Genomic DNA, 23,937 nt, shown 5'->3' with positions numbered 1-23,937 from the left:
TGTTCGTGTGGTTGGGGGGGGGTGTTTTTGTTAAAATTTCCCGGGGTTTTTTTGGCCGGGCCGCCGGGCGTGGCACCCGGGCGGCACGCGCGCGGTCTGACTAGATCAGCCCGGGGAGGATCAGTTCGTTCCCTTGCCGCCGCACTTGCCCGTGGCGACGTTGAAGTTGCCGCAGGACAGAGGCGCGCGCCAATCGGAGATCAGGTCCTTGGAATCAGGCAAATAGTCGGACCACTCGTCGCCCATCACCAGGCCCGGCGTGCGCGAGACGGTTTCGAACTGGCCGTCGGCCTGGATTTCACCGATCAGCACCGGCTTGGTGATGTGGTGGTTCGGCATCATCGTCGAATAGCCGCCGGTCAGGTTAGGCACCGAAACACCGACCATGGCGTCGATGACCTTGTCCGGATCCGTGGTGCCGGCCTTCTCGACCGCCTTCACCCACATGTTGAAGCCGATGTAATGGGCCTCCATCGGGTCGTTGGTGGTGCGCTTGTCGTTCTTGATGAACTTGTGCCAGCCGGCGATGAACTTCTTGTTCTCGGGCGTGTCGATGCTTTCAAAATAGTTCCAGGCGGCGAGATGGCCGACCAGCGGCGCGGTGTCGAGACCGGCAAGTTCTTCCTCGCCGACAGAGAAGGCCATGACCGGGATGTCCTCGGCCTTGACGCCCTGGTTGCCGAGTTCCTTGTAGAACGGCACGTTGGCATCGCCGTTGACGGTCGAGACGACGGCGGTCTTCTTGCCGGCCGAACCGAACTTCTTGATCGCCGAAACCTCGGTCTGCCAGTCGGAGAAGCCGAACGGCGTGTAGTTGACCATGATGTCTTCGGCAGCGACGCCCTTGGCCTTCAGATAGGCCTCGAGGATCTTGTTGGTGGTGCGCGGATAGACGTAGTCGGTGCCTTCGAGCACCCAGCGCTTCACCGAACCGCCGTCCTCGCTCATCAGATAATCGACCGCCGGAATGGCCTGCTGGTTCGGCGCCGCGCCCGTGTAGAACACGTTGCGCTCGCTTTCCTCGCCCTCATACTGGACGGGATAGAACAGGATGTTGTCGAGCTCGGAGAACACCGGCAACACCGATTTGCGCGACACCGAGGTCCAGCAGCCGAACACCGCCGCGACCTTGTCCTTGGAGATCAGCTCGCGCGCCTTTTCGGCGAACAGGGGCCAGTTGGAAGCAGGATCGACGACGACCGCCTCGAGCTTCTTGCCGAGCAGGCCGCCCTTGGCGTTCTGCTCGTCGATGAGCATCAGCATGGCGTCCTTCAGCGTCGTCTCCGAAATCGCCATGGTCCCCGACAGCGAATGGAGAATGCCGACCTTGATGGTGTCGTCGGCCGCCCTGGCGGGTGCGGACATCAACAGGCCGGCGGCAACCACGCTCGCCGAAAACATCTTTGTTATTGTCGAGAAATTACCCCTCATATTACAGACTCCCAAGCTGGTTGATTGCACCGCAACACTACAAAGCAACCCCCATGCCAATCGCCTTGGCGACACCAAATGGAGACGAATAGTCCAGCGTTATCAGCGTGTTGAAATGCCAGGCTTATAGAAACAAAGAGAGCTGGTTAAAAATTGATTGAGAGAAATTTGCGCAGCACACGGGGCATCTGCCTAATTTTCGCTCATTCTTATCAAATGCCTAGATTTTGATCTTCATAGGCATGTCGCAGACGACCGGTGTTGCGACACGGTGCAAAAATAGGGCAAGCTCGCGCCTCAAACGAGCGACGTCATGGTTTCAGGCATTTCACGCATTTTTATGGGTATATTGCTTGCGGCGGCGGCAAGCGGAGCCGCGCGAGCCGACTTCAGCGACGGCAAGCTGCCAGACGGCACCTATCGCTGCGAAGTGTATCTGCTTGGCATGTTCCTCAACCTCGGCGACATCACCATCAAGGGGAACGTCTACACTGGCCCATTCTACACCGGCCTCGGCACCTTCGGGACCGCGCAGCAGGGGTACAATTATCAAATGGATGCAAACGGCGGGATCTCCTGGCTCGGGCCATTGGGCGGCTATACCGCCGGCGGCAACTCGCTGTCGCTGACCCAGGCAACGTTGGACGGTCAGACCCCGCCCTCCTTCGACATCATCATGAAGCAGCCCGACGGCGCCTTCACCGCCTCGACCTGCACCAAGCAATGAGGCGGCAAGAAAAAGACGCGGAACCTTGCGGGTTCCGCGTCGTCAGGTCGTCGGGAGGATGTGACTAGATCGTCTTGGCCGACATCTGCGCGGCGATGTAATCGGCCTGGCGGATTGCCAGCGACACGATCGTCAGCGTCGGATTTTCGGCGGCGCCGGTCGTGAACTGGCTGCCGTCCGACACGAACAGGTTCTTGATGTCGTGCGCCTGGCCATGCTTGTTGACGACGCCGTCTTCCGCTTTCTCGCTCATCCGGTTGGTGCCGAGATTGTGGGTCGACGGATAGGGCGGCGTCGGGAAGGTGCGCGTGGCGCCGACTGCATCGTAAAGCGCCGAAGCCTGCTTGTAGGCGTGATTGCGCATCGCGGTGTCGTTCGGATGGTCGTCGAAATGCACGTCGGCGATCGGCATGCCATGCGCGTCCTTCTCGTCGGCATGCAGCGTGATGCGGTTCTCCGCGCGCGGCATGTCCTCGCCGACGATCCACAGGCCTGCCATGTGGTCGTAGTGGTCGAGCGCGGTGGTGAAGGACCGCCCCCAGGCACCCGGATCGAGGAAAGCCGCCATGAACGGCAGGCCAAGTGACAGCGTCTCGAACTCGTAGCCACCGACGAAACCACGCGACGGATCGTGGCGCGCCTCGTCGCGGATGATGCCGGCCATGGTGGTGCCGCGATACATGTGCACCGGTCTGTCGAAGATGGCATAGACCGAGCCGGTGGTGTGCCGCATGTAGTTCTTGCCCACCTGTCCCGACGAGTTGGCGAGACCATCGGGGAATTTGCCCGATGCCGAATTGAGCAACAGGCGCGGGCTTTCGATCGAGTTGCCGGCGACGGCGACGATGCGCGCCTTCTGCTCCTGCAGCTTACCGTCCTTGTCGGCATAGACGACGCCAGTCACCTTGCCCGTGGCGTCATGGTTTATCTTGATCGCCATGGCGTTCGGCCTGACCTCGAGATGGCCCGTCGCCTCGCCCTTGGGGATCTCGGTATAGAGCGTCGACCATTTGGCGCCCCATTTGCAGCCCTGGAAGCAGAAGCCGGTCTGCTGGCAGGACATGCGGTCGTCGCGCTCGATCGAGTTGATCGCCATGTTGCCGGTGTGGCATTCCTTGTAGCCGAGCTTGTCGGCGCCGGCCTTCAACACCTTGAAATTGTTGTTGCCCGGCAGCCTCGGCCAGTCATTGGTGCCGGTGACGCCCATCTTGGCTTCGGCCTTGGCATAGTAGGGCTCCATCTCGGCCAGCGTGATCGGCCAGTCCAGCAGGTTGGCGCCTTCCAATTTTCCGTAGGTCGACAGCGTCTTGAACTCATGCTCCTGGAAGCGCAGCGAGGCCCCGGCCCAATGCGTGGTCGAACCGCCGACCGACTTGACGATCCAGGCCGGCAGGTTCGGAAAATCCTTGGCCACACGCCAGGGTGAACGAACCCCATTCGTCGTTGATGAAATCCTCGTATTCGTGGCGCGCGCCGGCTTCCAGGATGACGACGTCGACACCCTTTTGGGCGAGTTCGTTGCCGAGCGTGCCGCCGCCGGCGCCCGAGCCGATGATGACGACCACGCCATCGTTGTTCAGATCAAATGAAGCTGCCATGGTTTCCTCCCATGATTTCTGTTTGCGGGTTCAGGAACGACGGGGCTCAGAGCCACTCGATGTCGTCGAAACCGCGCGCGATGTAGCCGCCCTTGGAATAGGATTCGCCCTCGTAGCCGAAGATCGGCCACACCTCTTTTTGGTTGTAGAGGCTGACGACGAGGCCGCCACGGATGGCCTGGAAGAACGGCGTCGCCTCGACCTGCTTCAGCACACCGACGCGCTGGTCCTCCCAGCCGAGGCCTCGATAGCCGCCGTTACCGGCCTTCTTGTCGAGGTCGGCGATACCGTCTTCGATCATCGCCTTGTAGGCGGCATCCTTGCCGGCTTCCTCGTCATGGCCCTTCACGGCAATGGCGTAATATTTGTCGGGGACCTGATCGTGCGGATAGATGTCGCGCGCCATCTGGATCAGCGTCGCCATGGTTTCGGGCTTGAGCGCCGATGTCTCGAGCCCCCAGGCATGTTCGGGACTGATGACCGCACTGCCGGAGATGACCAGCAGCGCGCCGATGCCACCGCGTTTGAGAAGCTCGCGACGTGAAAGCCCAGGCTTCGCGTCATAGATCGGGACCATTTTGTTCCTCCCTGCTTGCTATTTGCACCCCTTGAGCACGTCACAATTGACGGGCTTCAAGACCTTGTTTGTGCATGTCGTTATCCCAAAACCGCTGCGCACTTTTGGGCGACATGCTTGAGGATGCCGTTGCTGGCGCCGCCCCCGCCGGTGCGGTTGCTATGTCTCCTATTGGAAGCGACCTCCACGCTGCAGAACCTCGATCTTGTAGCCGTCGGGATCCTCGATGAAGAAGAAGCGGGCGATCAGCGACCCGTCGCGGTTGAACTCGACGATCTTCTTCGGGTTGAGGCCGATCGCGCCGAGACGGTCATGCTCGCTGTCGAGGTCGACGACCGAGACCGCAAGGTGACCGTAGCCGTCGCCGAGTGCGTAAGGCTCCTGCCGATCCTTGTTCACGGTCAGTTCGAGCTCGAACCCCGTCTCGGCATTGCTGAGGTAGACGAGCGTGAAAGTCTCGAAGTCCAGCCTGTCGGCGACATCGAGCCCGAAGGCATTTCTGTAGAAGTCGACGGATCGGGCCTCGTCGAGGACCCGGATCATGCTGTGGATCGCCTTGGGCAAATCAGTCTCCGCGATGGTGTGCAGGCGATTATGCGCGGCGCGGACAAAAGGTGGTGGCAGCCGGTTACCCCGCCCGAGGCCGTAACCGTCCTGCATCGCCGACAGGGACAAAAGTCCGATTGCCGTCGCGGCGATTTTGCCCGAGAATGCACATGGGGACAGGTTAAGCAGTATCAAACCGCAGGCCCGTCCACCCAAGACCAACAATCATGGGAGGTTTGTCGGATGTGCAGGGTGTTTGCGGGCCAGGATCCCGAAGGCTATCGCCAGATCAACCGGTCGATTCGCATCGACGGCCACTCGACCAGCATCCAGCTTGAAGCGACATTCTGGGCCTTGCTGGACGAAATCGCTGAAAACCAGGGTTTGACGACGCCGAAATTCATCTCCAAGCTTTATGACGAAGCCATCGAGATCAACGGAGCCATTCCGAACTTTGCGTCGATGCTGCGCACCACCTGCGCGCTCTACCTGCGTGGCCACCGGCCGAGCATGGAAGAGCGGATGGTGCCGAAGCGGGAAGCCGCCTAGGGCGCTTCCACGGCGACCGCGAGCGCTAGCCGGGTCATGTCGGCGAACAACTCCTGGCGCTCGGAATAATCGATCTGTTCGCCGGTCTCGATGTCGTCGACCACGACGCAGATCGACAGCGCGCGAGCCCCGAAATGCGCGGCGATGCGATAAAGAGCGCTGGTTTCCATATCCACGGCCAGGGCTCCGGCCGCCCGCGCATCGGCAAAGCGGCCGGCTCCTTCGGGGTGATAAAAGATGTCACTGCACACCGTTGGGCCGGTACAATGGTCGATGCCAAGTTCGGCCGCCTTGGCAAGCGCACAGGCGAGAAGCGCCGGATCCGGGCCGGCGGGTTCATAAAGGCCGAAGACCTGACCACTCTGCGCGCTTTCCGCTTGTGCCGATTGCGAGATGACCAAGCTGCGCAGCTTTGCCTTGGCGGTCAGGCTGCCGCAGGTGCCGGTGCGGATCAGCGTCCGGGCGCCATAATAGTCAAGCAATTCATGCACATAGATCAGAAACGACGAGACGCCGATGCCGGTCGACTGGATGCTGACGGGCTTGCCGCGAAACAGTCCGGTAAAGCCAAGCGCGCCGCGTCGGCGATTGATGCAGCGCGGCACTTCCAGGAAGGTTTGCGCCATCCAATCGGCGCGCTGCGGATCGCCCGGCAACAGCACCGTGTCGGCGTAGTCGTCCTTGTCCGCTTCGTTGTGCGGCGTCAATCGCTGCTCCCCAAGCCCGCTTGCCGTTTCACCCGCGATCATGGCGTTGTCACAGCGTTGTGCAAGGGAAGAAAATAGAGGAGTTCTAAGACTCCAGCATGTCCTTGACGATCGTCGCCAGCTGCTTGAGCGAAAACGGCTTTGGCAGGAAGCCGAAATGCGCGTCGGCCGGCAGGTTTCTGGCGAATGCGTCCTCGGCATAACCGGACACGAAGACAAACTTGATGTCCGGCTGGCGCTTGCGCAACTCACCAAGCAGGGTCGGTCCATCCATTTCCGGCATCACCACGTCGGAAACGACGATGTCGACCTTGCCGCCCAGCGCCTCGAACACTTCCAGCGCCTCGACGCCCGAAGACGCCTCATGCACGGTGTAGCCACGCGACACCAGCGCGCGCATGCCGCCCATGCGCACGGCATCCTCGTCCTCGACGAGCAGCACCGTGGCCGAGCCAGACAGGTCCTTGGCCGCATCGGCCACCTTCACCGGTGCCGCCGGCACATCGTCGGGCTCGCCCGCTTTTTTCAGCTCCGCGATATGACGTGGCAGGAAAATGCGGAAAGTCGACCCTTTGCCGACCTCGGAATCGCAGTAGATGAAGCCGCCGGTCTGCTTGATGATGCCGTAGACCATCGACAGGCCAAGGCCGGTGCCCTTGCCGACTTCCTTGGTGGTGAAGAAGGGCTCGAAAATCTTCTTCAGCACGTCGGGCGCGATACCGCTGCCGGTGTCCTCGACTTCGACCACGACATAGTCGGCCGGGGTGAGTTCACGATAGGAAAAGGCCTTGCATTCCTCGGCGGTCACATTGCGGGTGCGCACGGTGAGATCACCACCCCCCGGCATGGCGTCGCGCGCGTTGACCGCGAGGTTGACCACCACCTGCTCGAACTGCCCGATATCGACCTTGACCGGCCACAGGTCGCGGCCATGGTCGACCTTCAGCTTGATGTCGTTGCCGACCAGGCGGGCCAGCAGCATCCTGAGATCGGCGAGCACGTCGGTCAGGTTGAGCACTTCCGGCCGCAACGTCTGCTTGCGCGAGAAGGCCAGCAACTGCCGCACCAGCGAGGCCGCCCGGTTGGCATTCTGCTTGATGTTCATGATGTCGGGGAAGGACGGGTCCGACGGACGGTGGTTGGTCAACAAAAGGTCGGACGCCATGATGATGGCGGTCAGCACATTGTTGAAATCATGCGCGATGCCGCCGGCAAGCTGGCCTACCGCCTGCATCTTCTGGCTTTGCGCCATCTGCCCTTCGAGCGCTTTCTGCTCCGTCGTCTCGACGGCGTAGACGATGGCGGACTCCTCGGCGCCCTCGCCGCCGGTACCGTCGGCGACAGCGTTGACGTAGAAACGGATGTGCCGCTCGTCATTGCCGGGCAGAAGCGTATCGATCGGCTCGATGTCGGCCTGCCGCTGCTGCGCCTTTTCGAAAGCAGCCGCGAAGGCCGGCCGGTCGCGTTCATGGATGACCGTGTCGAGCCGCACACGGCGATCGACGGCGTCGCGGTCGACGACGGATGAAAACAGCGACAGGAACGGCGCATTGGTGCGCAGGATGCGCCCGTCGTGGTCGACGCCGGCTATCGCCATCGGTGTCGAGTTGAAGAAGCGGGTGAAGCGCACTTCCGAGGCCCGCAAATCGGCAGAGGAGTCCTCGCCTTGCGTACGGTTGAGCACGATCGTGCGTGTCGGCCCGTTGAGGCCTTCGCGGCTGGCCGACACGCGATGCATGAAGCGCACCGGCAGCGCCTCGCCCGTCATCGTCGTCAAGTCGAGATCGATGACCGCGTTGCGCGTCGTGCCGGGATCGGCCTTGACCGAACGGACCAGCGCCATGCCGTCGCCGGCCACGATCTCGGCCAGGGAGACCGCACCGGGCGTGAAGCTGGTGAGGTCGATGCCCAGCCATTCGGCGAGCGTGGCATTGATGTAGGTGACGCGGCCCTCCTGATCGGCCGAAAAGAAGCCGGCCGGCGCGTGGTCGAGATGATCGATCGCCTGCTGCAAATCTAGAAAGAACCGCTCCTGCTCGGCCCGCTCCTGCGAGATGTCGGCAAGCTGCCAAGCGAGCATGGGCAGCCGCTGGCCCGGAACGCTGAAGGTGCGGGCGCGCGCCCGGTACCAGCGGGCGCCGGGCTCGGCACCGGGCCGAATGGATTGCGCGAGCCGAAACTCGCCATCGCCCGGCTGGCCGTCGCGCAGGCCGGACGCCAGGCGATAGATCGTCACCGACGCTTCGGGGACATCCGAGAGCAACCCCTCGACCGTCTTCAGGTCGGCCGCCGACGACGCTCCGGTCATATCGGCATAGGCGCGATTGGCGTAGACGACACGGCCCTTGGTGTCGGTGACGAGAAGGCCCTGCGACATCGAATCGACGAAGGATTTCGACAGTTCGTCGCCTGTCGAGCGCGGCGTGACCTGCACGAAGCCGATCGCCGTGGCAAACAGGAAGCCGACGCCGATCATCGCCAGCACGCCGAGCATGCCGAGCAGGAAAGGATCGCCGAGGCGCTCGCGGAAAAGGCCGAAGACGATCGCCGCCCCCGTCAGAACGACGATGAAAATGATGAGCCGGGTGACCGCGCCCGGTCGCGTGTTCTGGTCGACGATCGGTACCGGATAGAAATCGCCGCGCGCTTCCTTGGCCATATGCCCCCTGCTCGTGAATTCCGGTGTTCCGACATCCGCCCCTAGCGGGTTGAATCACATTCTCCTAGTCCGGAAAAGGCCTTGGCGGCAAATGTCGGATAAAAATGATGTCTTCAAGCCTTCGGAGTTTTTCTAGCTGTTCACCAGCGTGAAACGCAACTTGCGGTGGCCCGCCGCAACGGTCTAGTGTCGCGTCACTTCCAAGGGCAATCAGGGGAAACCGATGCAATGGCTGGATAGCGTGGCGGGTCCTGGTTATGCCGCGGCACTGTTGTGGACGTTTGCAGCACTTGTCCTGCTGGTCATCGTTCTCATCATCGTGAAACTGGTGCGCAATCTGACGTTCGGAACCTTCGTTGCCGGCGGCAGGAACCGCAAGACACGGCTGGCCGTCATGGACGCCACCGCCGTCGACAGCCATCGCCGGCTGGTGCTGGTGCGCCGCGATGACATCGAGCATCTGCTTCTGATCGGCGGCCCGACCGACCTCGTCGTCGAGCGCGATATCCGTCTTTCGGCGCCGCGGCGGCCGGCATTGACCGGAGACGGCGGCTTGCAGCCGGTGCCGGCCGCCGCGGCCCCGGCGGCAAGGCCGCGTCCGCCGCAACCCGCTCCACCGCCGCCAAGACAGGCACCGGCTCCGCAGCCGGCGAACACAGCGCCGCCCGCTCGCCCGCGCCAAACAGCACCGGCACCGCCAACCGCGGCGCAAAGCTACCAGCCGACCAATGTCACGCCGCTGCCCGCCTACGGCTCCGCGAATGCCAATGTCGTCCGGCCTGCACCACTGCCGCCGCCGAGACAGGAGAGCATCGACGACACGCTGATGAGGGAACTCGAAGTGTCGCTCGACCAGCCCCGCTCCGGCAGCCCGGCGGGCAAGCCGGCGGCCAAGACACCACAGTCGCTCGACGATGAAATGACCAAGCTTCTCGGCGAACTCTCCAGCCAGAAGCGATGAGCGGCCCCTGATTAGCTATCCCAAGCGAAAATCGTAACCGGTTTGGCTGCCGAACCACCTTTCGGAAGGCCCATACGTCAAGGGCCATGGGGTCAAGAGCCCATGCTTCAAGGTTTTGTGGATTTCGTGCGCCCTGACCGGTCTGCCGCGCCAATGAAAATGGCCGGAAAACCGGCCATTTCAAAATCAACGTCGCCATGACGGCCGGTCGTGCGCCGCCGGCTTTGACTCTCAGTCGTCGACTCTCAGTCGTCGCGGTAGACTTTTTCGCGGCGCTCATGCCGCTCCTGCGCTTCGATCGACAACGTCGCGATCGGACGTGCATCGAGCCGCTTCAGCGCGATCGGCTCGCCGGTCTCTTCGCAATAGCCATAAGTGCCTTCGTCGATGCGCTGCAGCGCGGAATCGATCTTTGCAATGAGCTTGCGCTGACGGTCACGCGCCCTGAGTTCGATGGCGCGGTCGGTTTCCGAAGAGGCGCGATCGGCCAGATCGGGATGGTTGGCGTTTTCTTGTTGCAGGATTTCCAGTGTTTCGCGCGCTTCGCGCAATATGTCGTTCTTCCAGGTGACGAGCTTTGAGCGGAAATAGGATTTCTGCCGCTCGTTCATGAACGGCTCGTCTTCGGAGGGTACGTAATCGGCGGTAACGATGTCGTTCATTCGACTCACCCAAACTGCCCCAAATTTGGCGCCTATATATTCGCCGTCCGACGCCTGCACAAGCGCAATCAGCCGCTGTCTCACGCAATTGTTAATGTGCGCCGGAGCGCACCTTTGCAGCGGTGCGCGGTCGTCTTGATACCAAACTACGCTGTGACACGTTGGATCCTGTGAAACATGGTTTCGGAACATCGGCTGTGATCTTCGGCCGATGCACTATCGCCTTTTGCGGCACCGCATCATGGGTGATTCGGGTATTCGAGGCACACGAGCCATTGTGCGCAACGCGTTCTCGTGGCTAATCCCGGAAGGCCACGGCATTCGGAGGTTGGGTGAGCAGGCTTTATCTGTTGCGACATGCCAAGGCTGGCTGGGCACTGCCCGGCATGCGCGATTTCGATCGCCCGCTCGATGCATCCGGCCGCGCCGACGCCGAAATGATGGGCGCCGCCATGCGCTCCCGCTCCTATGTTCCGGACCTGACGCTGTGCTCCAATGCCAAACGCGCCAAGGAGACGCTGGAAGGCCTGGCCGGCCAGACCGACACCGGTCGGGTGCTGTTCTTCGACACGCTCTACAGCGCGGACGCGGCCGGCTACCTCCATCTCATCCGCGACAATGGCGGATCGGGCTCATTGCTGGTTATCGGCCACAATCCGATGACGGAAGATCTCACCATGGCGGTTTCGGGCGATGGCGACGAGACGGCGCGGGCAACACTCAACCATGGGTTCCCGACCGCGGGCCTGGCGGTCGTCCGCTTCGACGGCGATCTTGCCAAGGCCGCCCAGGGCACCGGCTATCTCGAAGCGTTCCTGACGCCGGCCAATCTCTGAAGCCATTTCAAACGCGGGTTGCAGAGCCTATATCGGGCGGAGGCAAGCCCAAGAGAGCACATTTTGGCATCATCGCTGACCACCTTCACCGACGAGGCGAGGATTGCCCTCGACACGCTGTCGGGACGCGCTACCGGGCTTTTTTCCCCATCGCTGCGCCTCGGCGTGACCGGATTGTCCCGCGCGGGCAAGACGGTGTTCATATCGGCCCTTGTCCACAACTTGATCCATGGCGGGCGCCTGCCGCTGTTCAAGGCACAGAAATCAGGGCGCATCGCCCGCGCCTTCCTTGAGCAGCAGCCGGACGACGCCGTGCCGCGCTTCCAGTACGAAGACCACATCGCCGCCTTGGTCAACGACCGCGCCTGGCCCGATTCGACGCGCGCCATTTCGGAACTGCGGCTGACCATCGAATATGAATCGGCCTCCGGCTGGAGCCGCATGTTCTCCTCCGGCAGATTGTCGGTCGATATCGTCGACTATCCCGGCGAATGGCTGCTCGACCTGCCGCTGCTCGGCAAATCCTTCGCCGATTTTTCGCACGAAGCATTCGAAATGGCCGTTCTGCCGGTGCGCGAGGACCTGTCGCAGGCCTGGCGGGCGCTGTCGGCGGAGATCGACCCGAACGCCGATGCCGACGAGATGACGGCGCGCCGCCTGGCCGAAAGTTTCGCCGCCTATCTGAAGGCATGTAAGCTCGACGAGCGGGCGCTTTCGACCTTGCCGCCCGGCCGCTTCCTGATGCCTGGCGATCTCGAAGGCTCGCCAGCACTGACCTTCGCGCCTCTGGCTGGGATTGGCGACAAGCGTCCGCGCCCAGGGTCGCTGCACGCCATGATGGACAGGCGTTACGAGGCCTACAAGACGCATGTCGTGAAACCGTTCTTCCGCGAACACATCACCCGCCTCGATCGCCAGATCGTGCTGATCGACGCCATGCAGGCGCTGAACGCCGGTCCCGGCGCCATGGCCGACCTGGAGCGCGCGGTGACCGAGATCCTCAGTTGTTTCCGTCCCGGCCGCGGCAGCTTCCTCACTGACCTGTTCTCGCGGCGCATCGACCGCATACTGGTTGCCGCGACCAAGGCCGATCACCTGCACCACGAAAGCCATGACCGCCTGCAGGCGGTCGTGCGGCGGCTTGCCGACCGCGCCGTGGCGCGCGCGAATTTCACCGGCGCGGATGTCGATGTCGTCGCCATGGCGGCGATGCGCGCGACACGCGAAGGCACCGTCAAGCAGGGTCGAGAGACGTTGCCAGTCATCATCGGCACGCCGATCGCCGACGAGAGGATCAACGGCGAAACCTTTGATGGAAAGACGGAAACAGCCATATTTCCCGGTGACTTACCGGAGAATATTGATGCGGTGTTCGATGTTTCGGGCCCCGACCATAAGCAGGACTCCGCGGATCCCGCAATTCGCTTCGTCCGTTTCCGTCCACCAAAGCTCGAACGCACGGCCGAAGGTGTCACGCTGTCGTTGCCGCATATCAGGCTCGATCGTGCCTTGCAGTTCCTGATCGGAGATCATCTGGCATGACCGCGCCCCGCAAGCCGGCGGCATTCCGCATCGAGCCGGAAGCCACATCGAGACAATCGGCCCCTGGACCGCGCAACGACCAGGCTGAGACCCGTGCCCAGGCCGTAACCCGTGCCCAGACCGACACCCAACGCAAACCCCGTGCGATGAAAACCGATGTCGCGATGGTCATACCGGCGGATGTCGATGTCTTCGACGAGCCCGACATCATTGCCGCGGAGCCGCCAGCAATGGCCCCCAAAAAACGCTCGCTGCTCGGCAGCATCTTCTTCGGCGCTTTTGGTGTCCTGGTTTCGCTGGCTGTCGGCCTGTGGACCGACCAACTCATACGCGACCTCTTCGCGCGCGCCGAATGGCTGGGCTGGCTGGCCGCGGGCATGGCTGCCATCGCCGTGCTGGCGCTTGTGGTGATCCTGATTCGCGAGTTCCTGGCGATTGCCCGCCTCGCCGAGGTCGAAAAGCTGCAGAAGCGGGCGCTCGACGCGATCGCGCGTGACGATCCCAAGGCAGCACGATCGGTCGTCGACGAACTGTCGGCCTTTGTCGCGGCCAAACCCGAGACCGCGGCCGGCCGGCGCGCGCTGGCTGAACTGCGTGGCGAAATCATCGACGGCGGCAATCTTGTGCGCCTGGCCGAGGCCGAAATTCTCGGCCCCCTCGATGCCAGGGCGAAGGTGATGATTCTCGAGGCCGCCAAACGCGTCTCGCTGGTGACGGCGGTCAGCCCGCGCGCGCTCGTCGATGTCGCCTATGTCGTGTTCGAGGCCGGGCGGCTCATCCGCCGCCTGTCGGAACTCTATGGCGGACGGCCGGGAACACTGGGTTTCTTCCGCCTGGCGCGCAGCGTGCTGGCGCATCTGGCGGTTACCAGCTCGATCGCGATCGGCGACAGTTTCGTCCAGCAGATCGTCGGCCACGGCCTGGCGGCGCGTCTTTCGGCCAAGCTTGGCGAGGGCGTCGTCAACGGCATGATGACGGCGCGCATCGGCATCGCGGCGATGGAGACGGCGCGGCCCCTGCCCTTCAGCGCCGCGAAGCGGCCCGGACTGGGCGATTTCCTCTCCGCGCTGACATCGTTTGCCACCAGGAAAGACAGTGAAGCAGCCCCGCCTGGCAAGTAAGCCGGGCCGGAGCGTTTGGACCTTCGGAATTGTTGCCGGACTGCTTTGTGGCGGCCCCGTAGTGACGAAGCATTAACCAATCTTGTTCATGGTCAGACGGGTTCCAAACAGCCTCTTTGTTGCCGGGTGTCGTCGATGAAAAGCGTAGTACTATCCAGCGTCCTGCCCCTGGCAACCGTGATCACAGCTCTCGTCGGCATTGCCGCAGCGGCCTCCGCGGCGGAACCGGACAAGCAGTTCTTCCAGTCGGCCGAAGGCAAATGGATCGGCCCCGGCGAAATCGTCGCCGGCAAGTACAAGGGCACCAAATTCAACTGCAGCTTCACCGGCTCGACGCCCGACGGCAAGGTCGGCATGTCGCTCGACGGCGGCTGCCGGGTCGGCATGTTCACCCAGCAGATGTCGGCCAAGATCGAGCGCAAGGGCCGCGAGGGCTACAAGGGCAGCTTCATGGGTGGTGCCACCGGCTCCGGCCTCGACATCATCGGCGGCAACGTGGTCGATGCCCGCAAGGTGGTCTTCACCATCAACCGCAACCAGTTGCGCGGTGTCATGCAGGCCCGCATCCCCGACGACAACTCGATGACGGTGACCATTGCAGTGCGCGTCGACGACCAGTTGGTGCCGGTGATCGGCATGAGCCTGAAGCGCGTCGACGCCGTCCAAGTCGGCTCCATCGCCCCGAACTGAAAAATCCAAAAAAGGCGGCGACCTAGCGGTCGCCGCCTCGTTTGAATCATCGAATCAGGCGCTTAGCCCTTGATCTCGAATCAGGGCGTTAGCCCTTGATCGCGGCCGCCACCTCGTCATAAGCCTTGCAGGCGTCGGCCAGTGTCGTGGTGCCCTGATACTTGGTTGTCACCGCCTGGACCTTGGCGGTCAGATCGGCCGCCTTGGATGGGTCCTTGGTGATCGCCTCCTGCAGCGCGGCGGCCATGTCCTGCGCTTTCTTGGTTGCGATCTCCGCCGTGCACTCAGGCGCCTTCGAGCAAGCCGAACCGGCTAGTTTAGGTCAGCTAGAGCAAGGTTCAGCCGCGAGGCTGTAGCAGCGCCAGCAGGGCCGTCGCCGCCGCAAGGACAGCGGTCAGAGTCAAGGGCGCCGTGGCACCATAGGTGTCCACGACATAACCACCGACAACCGCGCCGATCGTGATGGCAACCTGGAAAGAGACGACCATCAGGCTACCCGCCGCTTCCAGCGCATCAGGCGCCGCACGCGACAGATTGGTCGGCAGCACCACCGGCCCCATGCCGAAGGCGAGGCCCCAAAGTGTAACGAACCCGAAGGCAACGCCGATGTGCACGCCCCAAAGCACCAATGCCAGCGCCGCAAACGCCATCAACGCGGCGGTCACCACGAGAGCAATGCGGATATTGGCGTCGGCCATGCGGCCGCCGGCAATATTGCCAATCACGGCGGCGATGCCAAATCCGAGCAGAGCCAGGGCAATTGACCCGGTTGCAAGGAGCGTCACGTGTTCGAGGAAGGGACGCACATAGACAGAGCCAGCAAAATGCCCTGTCATCAGCAAGACAATGGCAAGCATGCCGAGTTGAATACCACGCCGTCGTGTCAGCCGAAATACGTCCGCAAGACTGTTGCTTGCTGCTGCAGGCAAGGTCGGCAGGCTAAGCAACTGCAAAAGCATGGCAATCACGGCCAGCCCCGCCGTCATGGCCATGGCGCTGCGCCATCCCAGCCAGTCGCTGATCAACGCACCCATCGAGGGCGCGGCAATGGTGGCGAGCGAGACCCCGAGGGTGACGATAGCCATGCCTCGACCTGTCGCATTGGCGCCGACCAGCCTCGCAACGACAGCAACCGAAAGTGCCCAGAAAGCGCTGAGAGCAATCCCCAGTCCGGCCCTGCCTAGCAACAACAGCCAGAAATTGGGCGCCAGCGCTGCAAGAATATTGGAACCAACCGCCAAGGCCATGAGGCCAACCAGCACCGTCTTGCGGTTCAATCGGCCGATGAGAACATTGCTCAACATGGCCGTCACGGCGCCAACGGAGGCGGTGGCGGTGACGACCTGTCCAGCCGTCCCCTCGCTGATGCGGAGATCACGCGCCATTGGCGTCAACAGACCTGCCGGCAGGAATTCGGCTGATACAAGGGCAAAGCTGGTGGCCGCCAATGAAAGGACCGCGAACCAAGTGGCCGCGCTCCACGCGACCGGCGCGTCGGCATCAAGGCCAATCGCGGCGTCTTCAAGCTGTAATGTTGTGTCAGTCACTGAAGGATCTCCAAAGTTTAGAGATCTTCATAGACGAGTCCCTCCGGATGATATGTATCTCAAAATCCGAAATTCATGTCTATTCGTCCGGGAATTGTGCGGCGCACAACGCCCGGCGAGACATTGGTGATGCGCTTGAACGCGCGAGCGAACGATGCCTCGGAATCATAGCCCAAACGGGTAGCGACTTCGGCAACCGACAAGCCGTTTTGCTCCAGCAACTCGCGGGCAAGCTGCATACGCAGGCGAGCGAGGTAGCGTGCAGCACCCTCCCCCAATACAGCGCTGAAGCGCTCGGCGAAAATCGAGCGCGATTGGCCTGCCACGCCGGCGAGGCTTTCCAGCGTCCAGTTACGGCCGGGGTCTCGGTGCATTGCTGCCAGCGCGCGGCCAATATGGGGATCGCGGATGGCTGCGAGCCAACCCGTGGTCGAGGCTCCCGAGCAATTGACCCAGCAGCGGATGAGCCGGGCTGTCAGCAAGTCCGCCATACGCGACAAGATGGTGGCGCTGCCCATCTGCGGATGTGCGGCCTCCGCCGTCATGGCCGCCAGCAAAGGACCAACGACCGGGTCATTGCCAGCCACGTCGCAACCCTTGATGATAGGCGGCATCAACGAGATCAATGGGTTAAGCGCACAGGAGCCCAAGGTCATGGAGCCGCAGAAAAGGGTGCTCGTCGCGCCCGTTCCTTCCCGCACCACCTCGCAGACGTTGCCCCCCAACTTGATCACCTGGCAACCCTGGAGCGAGTCGCCTGCAACATCCGGCGCACTCGCCAACCGATGGGCGATGCCTTGCGGCAGCAGCACCAGATCGCCATTGCGCAACTCCTGCCAGCCTTGCGTTTCGGTATGAATCCAGCATGGACCCTGGCCGACAAAATGGAAACGAAGCAGCTTTTGTTGCGGAAAGTCTATGCTCCATGGATGCCGGAGCTCGCAGCGGCCATAGTTGACACCACTCAAGCGAAAGTCTTGCAGAACTTCGCTAAGCGCGTCCATCGGGATGTGCGGCAACGACGGGCGGGACGAATAGTCAGGCATATGGCTGATATAGATGCCGAACGTCCGGCAGGCAAGCGGAGACCGTTGTTCCACCAAGGAAATCGCGTCAACGGCACCCTACCCTTCCTGTCAAGCTTTGTGCCCTTGCCTCCCGCTTCCAGTGCATGCAAGGAGTGCTGTCAGACACAGGGAAAAGAGGCATGGCGGTAGAGGCATCGAGCAGCGATCTGGTTCAGGTGGTGGCGCTGCTTGCGGCCGGCGTCGTCGCCGTTCCGATCTTCAAGCGCATGGGCCTCGGCTCGATTCTCGGCTATCTGGCCGCCGGTGTGGTGATCGGCCCGTTCGGCCTCGGCGTCTTTTCCGAATCGGAAGCCATTCTTCATGTCGCCGAACTCGGCGTGGTGATGTTCCTGTTCATCATCGGGTTGGAAATGCAGCCGTCGCGGCTGTGGGGCCTGCGCCGCGAGATTTTCGGCCTCGGCGCCCTGCAGGTCGGCGTCTGCGCGCTTCTGCTGACTGGCATTGGCATGGCGGGAGGATTTCCGATCGCGCAATCCTTCGTCGCCGGCGCCGGCTTCGTGCTGACCTCGACGGCGATCGTCATGCAGCTTCTCGAGGAACGCGGCGAAATCGCCGCGCCGAAAGGCCAGCGCATCGTATCGGTCCTGCTGCTCGAGGACCTGGCCATCGTGCCGCTGCTGGCCCTGATCGCGTTCCTGGCGCCTGGTGGAGCCGACACCAGCCTGTCGGAGCGGCTGACCGAGGTCGGCATCGGCCTCGCCGCGATCGTAGGCCTGGTGGTGGCCGGCCGCTATTTGCTCAATCCGTTCTTCCGCATCCTGGCGGATGCCCGTGCCCGCGAGGTGATGACGGCGGCGGCGCTTCTGGTCGTTCTCGGATCCGCGCTCGCCATGCAGCTCAGCGGCCTGTCGATGGCGATGGGGGCCTTCCTGGCCGGCGTGCTGCTGTCCGAATCGACTTTCCGCCACCAACTCGAAGCCGACATCGAACCGTTCCGCGGCATCCTGCTCGGCCTGTTCTTTCTCGCGGTCGGCATGTCGCTCGACCTGCATGTGGTCGCCGCGAACTGGCGGCTGATCGCCATCTATGTCGTCGCCTACATGGTGATGAAGGCGTTTGGCATCTACATCGTCGCCCGGGTCCTGAAGTCAGGTCATCGCGAAGCCTTGGAGCGCGCGATCTTCATGGCGCAAGGCGGCGAATTCGCCTTTGTCCTTTACTCGGCGGCGGCGGCCGTCGGCATCATCGACGGCAACGCCAACGCGACGCTGACGGCGATCGTCATCATCTCCATGGTACTGACGCCGCTGGCGATCATCGCCTTGCGGTATCTGACACCACGCGACGAGCAGTCGCTCGACGGGGTCGATGTCGCCGATGGCCTGACCGGCAGCGTGCTGATCATCGGTTTCGGCCGCTTCGGGCAGATCGCCAGCCAGCCGCTGCTGCTGCGCGGCATCGACGTCTCGATCATCGACAATGAGGTGGAGATGATCCAGGCGGCGGCCGATTTCGGCTTCAAGGTCTACTATGGCGACGGCACCCGGCTGGACATCCTGCATGCGGCCGGCGCCGGCCGGGCGCGCGCCGTACTGATCTGCGTCGATAAGCCGGATGCCGCCGTCCGCATCGCACAGCTGATCAAGGCTGAGTTTCCTTTGCTCACAGTGCTGGCACGCGCTTTCGATCGTGGTACCGCGCTGCAACTCATTCGCGCCGGCGTTGATTACCAACTGCGTGAAACCTTCGAATCCGCACTTGTTTTCGGCGGCTCGGCCCTGGAATCGCTGGGTGTCGATCCGGAAGACGTGGCTGAAACGATCGAAGATGTCAGACGCCGCGACACCGACCGCTTCGAAACTCAGCTCGCCGAAGGCATTCGCGCCGGACAGCGCTTCTTGAAAGGCAATATCGGCACGCCGATTCCGACACCGCTCTCCACGCCACGCCGCCCTGGTCAGGCGCTCAACGAAGAGACGGCCGGCGTGCTGCACAAATCCGAACCCGCTGACTGAGCAAGGAATCAGGCATGGAATTGGACAGCACAGCCCTGTCGGTCACCAAGTTCTGGCGCGATGCCGGCGAGGACGCGTGGTTCGAGAAGAATGAGGCATTCGATGCCGTCTTCCGCGACCGCTTTCTCGATCTGCACTACGCGGCGGCGCGGCGTGAATGCGACGGCTGGCTGGAGCATGCCGAAGGCTCGCTGGCGCTGATGATCCTGCTCGATCAGTTTCCGCGGAACTGCTTTCGCGGCACCGGCCATATGTACGCGACCGACCCGCTCGCCAGATATTTTGCCGCAAAGGCGATCGCGGCTGGCCATGATCTGGCGCTCGAGGAGGAAGTCCGCGTCTTCCTCTATCTGCCGTATGAGCATTCGGAATTGCTCGCCGACCAGCACATATCGGTCGATCTGACCCAGGCCAGGGCCGAACCCTATCTGAAGTATGCTGTCGAACACCTTGATATAATTCAGAATTTCGGTCGTTTTCCGCACCGAAACAGGATGCTTGGCCGCGAAACCACCCCACAGGAGCAGACGTTCCTGGATGGCGGCGGATTCTCGGGCTAAAAGTCCGGCCGCCGCCTCGTCCGGATTTCAGGCCAGCCACCAATCCCGGCCGGACGACAATCGCTCGATGCCAGAGGTGTCGACGGCGACCAGCCGGTCCGTGATGCTGCGACCATTGACAACCAGGCTGGGCGCGATCTCGGCCAGCGGCGCCAGCACGAAGGCACGCTCCAGCATGCGCGGATGCGGCACCTCCAGCCCCGTCTCGTGAATGACGCGGTCGCCGAACACCAGAATGTCGATGTCGATCAACCGTGGCCCCCAGCGCTCCTCGCGCACCCGCTTCAGCTTGCGTTCGGCATCGAGGCAAAGGTCGAGCAAGGCACGCGGCGCTAGCCCGGTGGAAATTTCCGCAGCCGCATTGAGAAAATCCGGCTGATCGAGCTTGCCCCAGGGCGGCGTGCGATAGAGCGAGGAGACGCCGGTGACACGCGTGTCCGCGTCGGCATCCAGCATGCGCAGCGCCGCGCCCATCGACTTTGCCGGGTCGCCAAGATTGCCGCCAAGGCTGAGATAGACCGTGCTATTCGGGCCAGACAACGGTCACCTCGACGTAATCGAGCACGCCGGGCACCGGGGCGTTCGGCTTGCGCACCGTGATCTCGGCTTTCTTGATCTGCGGAAAACGCGCCGTCAGCGCACGGGCGACTTCGAGCGCCAGGGACTCGATCAGGAAACGGCGCTGCCCGGTGATGATCTTTTCGATCACCGTGAACGCAATGCCATAGTTGACGGTGTCATCGATGGAATCCTCGACAAGCGCGCGGCCGGGATCGACGGTGAGCGCGGCATCGACATAGAAGCGCTGGCCGAGCCTCTCTTCCTCGTCCAGCACGCCGTGCCGGGCAAAGAAAGCGCAGTTCTTCATGCGGATGACATACATCGCTCAGTTTCTCGCCCGGTCGGTTTGACGCGCCAGCATAGCATCCGCGAGCGCCAATGCGTCCACGTTGAATGCGACATCGTGGACGCGAAACAGATCGGCGCCCTTGAGCCGCAAGATGACGCTGGTCGCCGCTGTTCCAACCCCTCTGTCGGCGGCATCGCGGCCGGTGACCGTGCCGATGAAGCGTTTTCGCGACGTACCGGCCATCAGCGGCAAGCCCAGTATATGCAGCTCGGAAAAGCGAGCCATCAGGTCGAGATTTTCCTCCGCCGTCTCCTTGGCAAATCCGAATCCCGGATCGAGCACGATATGGTCGTCGGCAACGCCGTTCTGGCGGGCGATCTCCAGCGATTTCCGCAGAAACGCCAACTGATCGTCAATCACGTCCGGCAGCTTCTTGCGATCTCGTCCGGTATGCATGATGACCAGCCCGGCGTCGGTATCGGCGGCAACACGCGCAATGTCGGGCTCACGCTGCAAACCCCAGACATCGTTGACGATATGCGCACCGGCGGCAACCGCGAGCCGCGCGGTGTCGGCGCGATAGGTGTCGACCGAAATCAGCACCTCGCCAGTGCTCGCCAGTGCCTCGATCACCGGCAGGATGCGGGCCTGTTCCTCGCTTGCCGATACCGCGGCGGCACCGGGGCGGGTCGATTCTCCGCCGATGTCGACGACCAATGCCCCTTCCGCCATGATGCGCCGTGCCTGGGTCAGCGCCGTTTCGGGGGCGTCGAACAGACCACCGTCGGAAAAGCTGTCGGGCGTGACGTTGAGGATGCCGACGACCACGGCCTTATCGCCAAGGTCGAGATGGCGCCCATGCGCCAACTGCCACCGCCTAGCCGTCATTGCTCATCAACCATGGAGTTCATCAATCATGTGTGATCCCCGGCGGATCAATTCCGTTGCGCCGGCAACGGCCGTAAAGCAAGGTGGTCGAAGAGGCAACATGATGAAACCATCCATGCTTGGCATGAAACAATTCCTGCTTGGCGCGCTGCTCGCCCTGACCCCGATCCCGGCGGGTGCGGCCAATCTCGTCAAGACGTACAGCTACTTCGCCGTTGGCGGCAGCACGCTCGATGAAATCGAGGCACAGCTCTTCAAACGCGGGCCGGAGGTGAAAAGCACGGGTACGCGCCACCCTGGCGCCACGCAAATGGCCTTCACCACCCGCATCAGCTATGCGCGGACATCGAGCTCCTGCCGGATCGCCGATGCCGTGGTGACCGTCAAAGTGAAGGTGATCCTTCCCGAATGGCGCCGCACACGCAAGGCCGATGCCGATGTCAGGCTGTTCTGGGATACGCTCTCGGCCGACATCAAGCGACATGAGGAGCGCCACGTCGAGATCGCGAAGAACCATGGCCGCGAGCTCGAACAGGCGCTGGAAGCCACCTACCCGCAAAGGAACTGCGACGCCGCCAAGGCCAAGGCCGCCGCCATCACGGCGGCCGTGCTGGCCAGACATGACCGTGCCCAGGTCCAGTTCGACCGTGTCGAAAGCGTCAATTTCCAAAGCCGCATCCTCAGGTTGCTGCGCTACCGGATGGAGCGCATCGGGAACGGTAAACTGCCGCCAGCCTGAATCCCGCCGAGGCGTTGAATGGCGGCGCAGGCCAATTGCGCTGAAGCGTAGTGCCAGCTTCGAAAAATTTCCGAGTACCGGTCGAAATCGGCCTATACGGGACGACATATGTCAGGTTCGCCAGGGCGACCTTCGAAAGATCAATGCGGCCAACGCGATCAACACGCTGGAATGGCTGAATGGGGCCGGCCAGCCGCAAGCATACGGATGAATGGACATGGACCAGACTGTCGATAGTCGGACGGCGGTGAAGAGCGACGCGCCTCTCAGCGAAAGCGAAAAGAACGCAATCATCGGTGGCGTACTCCTGTCGATGCTTCTGGCAGCGCTTGACCAGACCATCGTCGCGCCGGCGATGCCGACCATGGCGCGCTTGCTCGGCCATGCCGAATATCTGCCATGGATCGTGACCGGTTACCTGTTGACCGCCACCGCGATGGCGCCGCTCTATGGCAAGATATCGGACGTTTATGGTCGCCGGCCAACGATTTACGCGGCAATCCTCATCTTCCTTGCAGGATCTCTGGTTAGCGCCATGGCGCCTAACATGCTGGTCCTGATCGTCGGCCGCGCGATCCAGGGCGCCGGCGGCGGCGGCCTGTTCGCGCTGGCGCAGACCGTGATCGGTGACCTCGTGCCGCCGCGCGAGCGCGCGCGCTACTCGGCCTGGATCGCGGGAACCTGGGCGGTCGCCAGCATCGCGGGCCCGCTTTTGGGCGGCACCTTCGCCGAGCATCTCCACTGGTCGCTGATCTTCTGGATCAACATCCCGCTTGGTCTCGTCGCCATGGCCATCATCAACAAGCCGCTGAGAAAGCTGCCGATCGCGGCAAAACACCATCGCATCGATGGCCTAGGCGCGTTGCTGCTCGTCGCGGCCACCGCCTTGCTGTTGCTGGCGTTGAACTGGGGTGGCAGCGAATATCCATGGCTGTCACGCGAAATCTTCGGGCTGCTCGCCTGCTCGGCTGTCATCTGGAGCGCCTTTGCGTTGCGGCTGCTGCGTGCGGCCGAACCGCTGATCTCGCTCGAAGTGCTTGGCAACCCGATCGTCCTTGCCGGCACGTTGTCATTGTTCCTGCTGCAGGCCGCCAATATCGGGCTCGCGGTCTACCTGCCGGTCTATTTGCAGTCCATCCTCGGGCTTTCGGCCAGTGAATCGGGAACCGCCATGCTTGGGCTCATGCTCGGCACCGTTGCGGGCGCGACATTCAGCGGCCGCACGATTCCCCGGTTCGCTCACTACAAGCGGATCGCGATGGCAGGGGTGACCTTCGCCATCCTGTGCCTCGGCATACTCAGCCTGGTGGCGGGACATGCTTCCCTGCTGATCGTCGAGATTCTGACGACCTGCATTGGCCTGGGCAGCGGCACGACATTTCCGGTTGCCACCGTATCGGTTCAGAATGCCGTCGATCAGGCCCATCTCGGCGTCGCCACCGGCGTACTGACCTTCCTTCGTTCTTTGGGCAGCGCGCTTGGCGTCGCCATCCTTGGCGCGGTCGCGCTCGGCTACGGCCTGCCGCTTGCCGGAGAAGGGACCCAGGCGGCCAGCACCGCCGTCGAGGCACTGGCATTCGTGATGATCTTCTTCACCGCGGCAGCGATGCTGGTCATGGCGCTCGTCGCGCTGGTGCTGATGCCGGAAAAGCCGCTGCGCGGCCATCCCGAGGCTCCGGTGCTGGCTGACTGACAAAAGACGTG

The 23,937-nt window shown here is 62.7% G+C and carries 23 protein-coding genes and 1 pseudogene; 11 read left to right on the top strand and 13 right to left on the bottom strand.

Annotated elements, in window-relative coordinates:
• Positions 1–120: 120 nt before the first annotated feature.
• Positions 121–1,431, bottom strand: a complete 1,311-nt coding sequence (gene urtA / locus NKH03_RS19035) for an urea ABC transporter substrate-binding protein (RefSeq protein ID WP_352870909.1) — start codon at positions 1,429–1,431, stop codon at positions 121–123.
• 313 nt (positions 1,432–1,744) lie between these two features.
• Between urtA and NKH03_RS19030 the strand changes: the two genes are divergently transcribed.
• Positions 1,745–2,158 (top strand): hypothetical protein, encoded by a 414-nt coding sequence (locus tag NKH03_RS19030; protein ID WP_352870908.1) that lies wholly within the window; start codon positions 1,745–1,747, stop codon positions 2,156–2,158.
• A gap of 64 nt (positions 2,159–2,222) precedes the next feature.
• On the opposite strand, the pseudogene NKH03_RS19025 reads toward NKH03_RS19030, so the two are convergent.
• From NKH03_RS19025 to NKH03_RS19015, 3 genes and pseudogenes are all read right to left on the bottom strand, one after another.
• A pseudogene (locus tag NKH03_RS19025) lies at positions 2,223–3,756 on the bottom strand (GMC family oxidoreductase).
• 46 nt (positions 3,757–3,802) lie between these two features.
• Positions 3,803–4,333, bottom strand: a complete 531-nt coding sequence (locus tag NKH03_RS19020; protein ID WP_352969778.1) for a gluconate 2-dehydrogenase subunit 3 family protein — start codon at positions 4,331–4,333, stop codon at positions 3,803–3,805.
• A gap of 168 nt (positions 4,334–4,501) precedes the next feature.
• Positions 4,502–4,897: a VOC family protein gene (locus NKH03_RS19015; RefSeq protein ID WP_352969777.1), complete on the bottom strand. Its 396-nt coding sequence runs from the start codon at positions 4,895–4,897 to the stop codon at positions 4,502–4,504.
• 225 nt (positions 4,898–5,122) lie between these two features.
• Between NKH03_RS19015 and NKH03_RS19010 the strand changes: the two genes are divergently transcribed.
• Entirely contained in the window at positions 5,123–5,428 is a 306-nt protein-coding gene (locus NKH03_RS19010; RefSeq protein WP_352870912.1) for a ribbon-helix-helix domain-containing protein, read from the top strand.
• On the opposite strand, the gene NKH03_RS19005 is transcribed toward NKH03_RS19010, so the two are convergent.
• Complete coding sequence (locus NKH03_RS19005; RefSeq protein ID WP_352969785.1) at positions 5,425–6,135, bottom strand: purine-nucleoside phosphorylase; 711 nt, start codon at positions 6,133–6,135, stop codon at positions 5,425–5,427. The genes NKH03_RS19010 and NKH03_RS19005 overlap by 4 nt on opposite strands.
• An 85-nt stretch (positions 6,136–6,220) precedes the next feature.
• On the bottom strand, positions 6,221–8,794 hold the full coding sequence (gene cckA / locus NKH03_RS19000; RefSeq protein ID WP_352969776.1) for a cell cycle histidine kinase CckA: 2,574 nt from the start codon (positions 8,792–8,794) through the stop codon (positions 6,221–6,223).
• Positions 8,795–9,017: 223 nt separating this feature from the next.
• Here cckA and NKH03_RS18995 point away from each other — a divergent pair, with 223 nt between their 5' ends.
• Positions 9,018–9,755: a hypothetical protein gene (locus NKH03_RS18995; RefSeq protein ID WP_352870903.1), complete on the top strand. Its 738-nt coding sequence runs from the start codon at positions 9,018–9,020 to the stop codon at positions 9,753–9,755.
• A 245-nt stretch (positions 9,756–10,000) separates the two neighbouring features.
• On the opposite strand, the gene dksA is transcribed toward NKH03_RS18995, so the two are convergent.
• Positions 10,001–10,417, bottom strand: coding sequence for an RNA polymerase-binding protein DksA (dksA, locus tag NKH03_RS18990; RefSeq protein ID WP_013531862.1), 417 nt, complete (start codon positions 10,415–10,417; stop codon positions 10,001–10,003).
• A gap of 332 nt (positions 10,418–10,749) precedes the next feature.
• Between dksA and NKH03_RS18985 the strand changes: the two genes are divergently transcribed.
• The 4 genes from NKH03_RS18985 to NKH03_RS18970 all read left to right on the top strand — a co-directional run bounded on the left by NKH03_RS18985 (position 10,750) and on the right by NKH03_RS18970 (position 14,606).
• Positions 10,750–11,253 (top strand): SixA phosphatase family protein, encoded by a 504-nt coding sequence (locus NKH03_RS18985; RefSeq protein WP_352870901.1) that lies wholly within the window; start codon positions 10,750–10,752, stop codon positions 11,251–11,253.
• A 63-nt stretch (positions 11,254–11,316) separates the two neighbouring features.
• The gene (locus tag NKH03_RS18980; protein WP_352969774.1) at positions 11,317–12,795 is read left to right on the top strand and encodes a YcjX family GTP-binding protein; all 1,479 of its coding nucleotides are present in this window, start codon (positions 11,317–11,319) and stop codon (positions 12,793–12,795) included.
• Entirely contained in the window at positions 12,792–13,916 is a 1,125-nt protein-coding gene (locus NKH03_RS18975) for a YcjF family protein (RefSeq protein WP_352969773.1), read from the top strand. The genes NKH03_RS18980 and NKH03_RS18975 overlap by 4 nt, the downstream gene beginning before the upstream one ends.
• Before the next feature lie 135 nt (positions 13,917–14,051).
• Complete coding sequence (locus tag NKH03_RS18970; protein ID WP_352969772.1) at positions 14,052–14,606, top strand: hypothetical protein; 555 nt, start codon at positions 14,052–14,054, stop codon at positions 14,604–14,606.
• 88 nt (positions 14,607–14,694) lie between these two features.
• Here NKH03_RS18970 and NKH03_RS18965 read toward each other — a convergent pair whose 3' ends face one another.
• The 3 genes from NKH03_RS18965 to NKH03_RS18955 all read right to left on the bottom strand — a co-directional run bounded on the left by NKH03_RS18965 (position 14,695) and on the right by NKH03_RS18955 (position 17,199).
• Complete coding sequence (locus NKH03_RS18965) at positions 14,695–14,853, bottom strand: hypothetical protein (RefSeq protein WP_352969771.1); 159 nt, start codon at positions 14,851–14,853, stop codon at positions 14,695–14,697.
• A 91-nt stretch (positions 14,854–14,944) separates the two neighbouring features.
• The gene (locus tag NKH03_RS18960) at positions 14,945–16,153 is read right to left on the bottom strand and encodes an MFS transporter (RefSeq protein WP_352969769.1); all 1,209 of its coding nucleotides are present in this window, start codon (positions 16,151–16,153) and stop codon (positions 14,945–14,947) included.
• Between the two features lie 59 nt (positions 16,154–16,212).
• Positions 16,213–17,199 (bottom strand): AraC family transcriptional regulator, encoded by a 987-nt coding sequence (locus NKH03_RS18955; protein WP_352969784.1) that lies wholly within the window; start codon positions 17,197–17,199, stop codon positions 16,213–16,215.
• 161 nt (positions 17,200–17,360) lie between these two features.
• Between NKH03_RS18955 and NKH03_RS18950 the strand changes: the two genes are divergently transcribed.
• Complete coding sequence (locus NKH03_RS18950; RefSeq protein ID WP_352969768.1) at positions 17,361–19,196, top strand: monovalent cation:proton antiporter-2 (CPA2) family protein; 1,836 nt, start codon at positions 17,361–17,363, stop codon at positions 19,194–19,196.
• 14 nt (positions 19,197–19,210) lie between these two features.
• Positions 19,211–19,756 (top strand): DUF924 family protein, encoded by a 546-nt coding sequence (locus NKH03_RS18945; protein WP_352870893.1) that lies wholly within the window; start codon positions 19,211–19,213, stop codon positions 19,754–19,756.
• Between the two features lie 27 nt (positions 19,757–19,783).
• Here NKH03_RS18945 and folK read toward each other — a convergent pair whose 3' ends face one another.
• The 3 genes from folK to folP are packed head-to-tail and all read right to left on the bottom strand — an operon-like array spanning position 19,784 to position 21,494.
• Positions 19,784–20,296: a 2-amino-4-hydroxy-6-hydroxymethyldihydropteridine diphosphokinase gene (folK, locus tag NKH03_RS18940; RefSeq protein WP_352870892.1), complete on the bottom strand. Its 513-nt coding sequence runs from the start codon at positions 20,294–20,296 to the stop codon at positions 19,784–19,786.
• Positions 20,280–20,639 carry a dihydroneopterin aldolase gene (gene folB / locus NKH03_RS18935; RefSeq protein ID WP_352870891.1) on the bottom strand — a complete coding sequence of 120 codons (360 nt, stop codon included), beginning with the start codon at positions 20,637–20,639 and terminating at the stop codon, positions 20,280–20,282. The genes folK and folB overlap by 17 nt, the downstream gene beginning before the upstream one ends.
• A gap of 3 nt (positions 20,640–20,642) precedes the next feature.
• Positions 20,643–21,494 (bottom strand): dihydropteroate synthase, encoded by an 852-nt coding sequence (gene folP, locus NKH03_RS18930; RefSeq protein WP_352969767.1) that lies wholly within the window; start codon positions 21,492–21,494, stop codon positions 20,643–20,645.
• Between the two features lie 103 nt (positions 21,495–21,597).
• Here folP and NKH03_RS18925 point away from each other — a divergent pair, with 103 nt between their 5' ends.
• Positions 21,598–22,233, top strand: coding sequence for a DUF922 domain-containing Zn-dependent protease (locus NKH03_RS18925; RefSeq protein ID WP_502913528.1), 636 nt, complete (start codon positions 21,598–21,600; stop codon positions 22,231–22,233).
• A 217-nt stretch (positions 22,234–22,450) separates the two neighbouring features.
• The gene (locus tag NKH03_RS18920; RefSeq protein ID WP_352969766.1) at positions 22,451–23,926 is read left to right on the top strand and encodes an MDR family MFS transporter; all 1,476 of its coding nucleotides are present in this window, start codon (positions 22,451–22,453) and stop codon (positions 23,924–23,926) included.
• Positions 23,927–23,937: the final 11 nt, after the last annotated feature.

It is taken from the genome of Mesorhizobium sp. M1406, from assembly GCF_040317555.1.
Taxonomy (GTDB): Bacteria; Pseudomonadota; Alphaproteobacteria; order Rhizobiales; family Rhizobiaceae; genus Mesorhizobium.
The sequence above is the reverse complement of the archived record's forward strand: the minus strand, read 5'-3'. Positions and strand labels throughout refer to the sequence as shown.

Bases quoted from the DNA above. Each gene is read 5' to 3' on its own strand.
- NKH03_RS18995 (WP_352870903.1), top strand. From the start codon at position 9,018: ATGCAATGGCTGGATAGCGTGGCGGGTCCTGGTTATGCCGCGGCACTG.
- NKH03_RS18925 (WP_502913528.1), top strand. From the start codon at position 21,598: ATGAAACCATCCATGCTTGGCATGAAACAATTCCTGCTTGGCGCGCTG.
- NKH03_RS19020 (WP_352969778.1), bottom strand. From the start codon at position 4,333: ATGGTCCCGATCTATGACGCGAAGCCTGGGCTTTCACGTCGCGAGCTT.
- NKH03_RS18950 (WP_352969768.1), top strand. From the start codon at position 17,361: ATGGCGGTAGAGGCATCGAGCAGCGATCTGGTTCAGGTGGTGGCGCTG.
- NKH03_RS18965 (WP_352969771.1), bottom strand. From the start codon at position 14,853: ATGGCCGCCGCGCTGCAGGAGGCGATCACCAAGGACCCATCCAAGGCG.
- NKH03_RS18970 (WP_352969772.1), top strand. From the start codon at position 14,052: ATGAAAAGCGTAGTACTATCCAGCGTCCTGCCCCTGGCAACCGTGATC.
- urtA (WP_352870909.1), bottom strand. From the start codon at position 1,431: ATGAGGGGTAATTTCTCGACAATAACAAAGATGTTTTCGGCGAGCGTG.
- NKH03_RS18975 (WP_352969773.1), top strand. From the start codon at position 12,792: ATGACCGCGCCCCGCAAGCCGGCGGCATTCCGCATCGAGCCGGAAGCC.
- NKH03_RS19030 (WP_352870908.1), top strand. From the start codon at position 1,745: ATGGTTTCAGGCATTTCACGCATTTTTATGGGTATATTGCTTGCGGCG.
- dksA (WP_013531862.1), bottom strand. From the start codon at position 10,417: ATGAACGACATCGTTACCGCCGATTACGTACCCTCCGAAGACGAGCCG.
- NKH03_RS18955 (WP_352969784.1), bottom strand. From the start codon at position 17,199: ATGCCTGACTATTCGTCCCGCCCGTCGTTGCCGCACATCCCGATGGAC.
- folB (WP_352870891.1), bottom strand. From the start codon at position 20,639: ATGTATGTCATCCGCATGAAGAACTGCGCTTTCTTTGCCCGGCACGGC.
- NKH03_RS18920 (WP_352969766.1), top strand. From the start codon at position 22,451: ATGGACCAGACTGTCGATAGTCGGACGGCGGTGAAGAGCGACGCGCCT.
- cckA (WP_352969776.1), bottom strand. From the start codon at position 8,794: ATGGCCAAGGAAGCGCGCGGCGATTTCTATCCGGTACCGATCGTCGAC.
- NKH03_RS18945 (WP_352870893.1), top strand. From the start codon at position 19,211: ATGGAATTGGACAGCACAGCCCTGTCGGTCACCAAGTTCTGGCGCGAT.
- folP (WP_352969767.1), bottom strand. From the start codon at position 21,494: ATGACGGCTAGGCGGTGGCAGTTGGCGCATGGGCGCCATCTCGACCTT.
- NKH03_RS19010 (WP_352870912.1), top strand. From the start codon at position 5,123: ATGTGCAGGGTGTTTGCGGGCCAGGATCCCGAAGGCTATCGCCAGATC.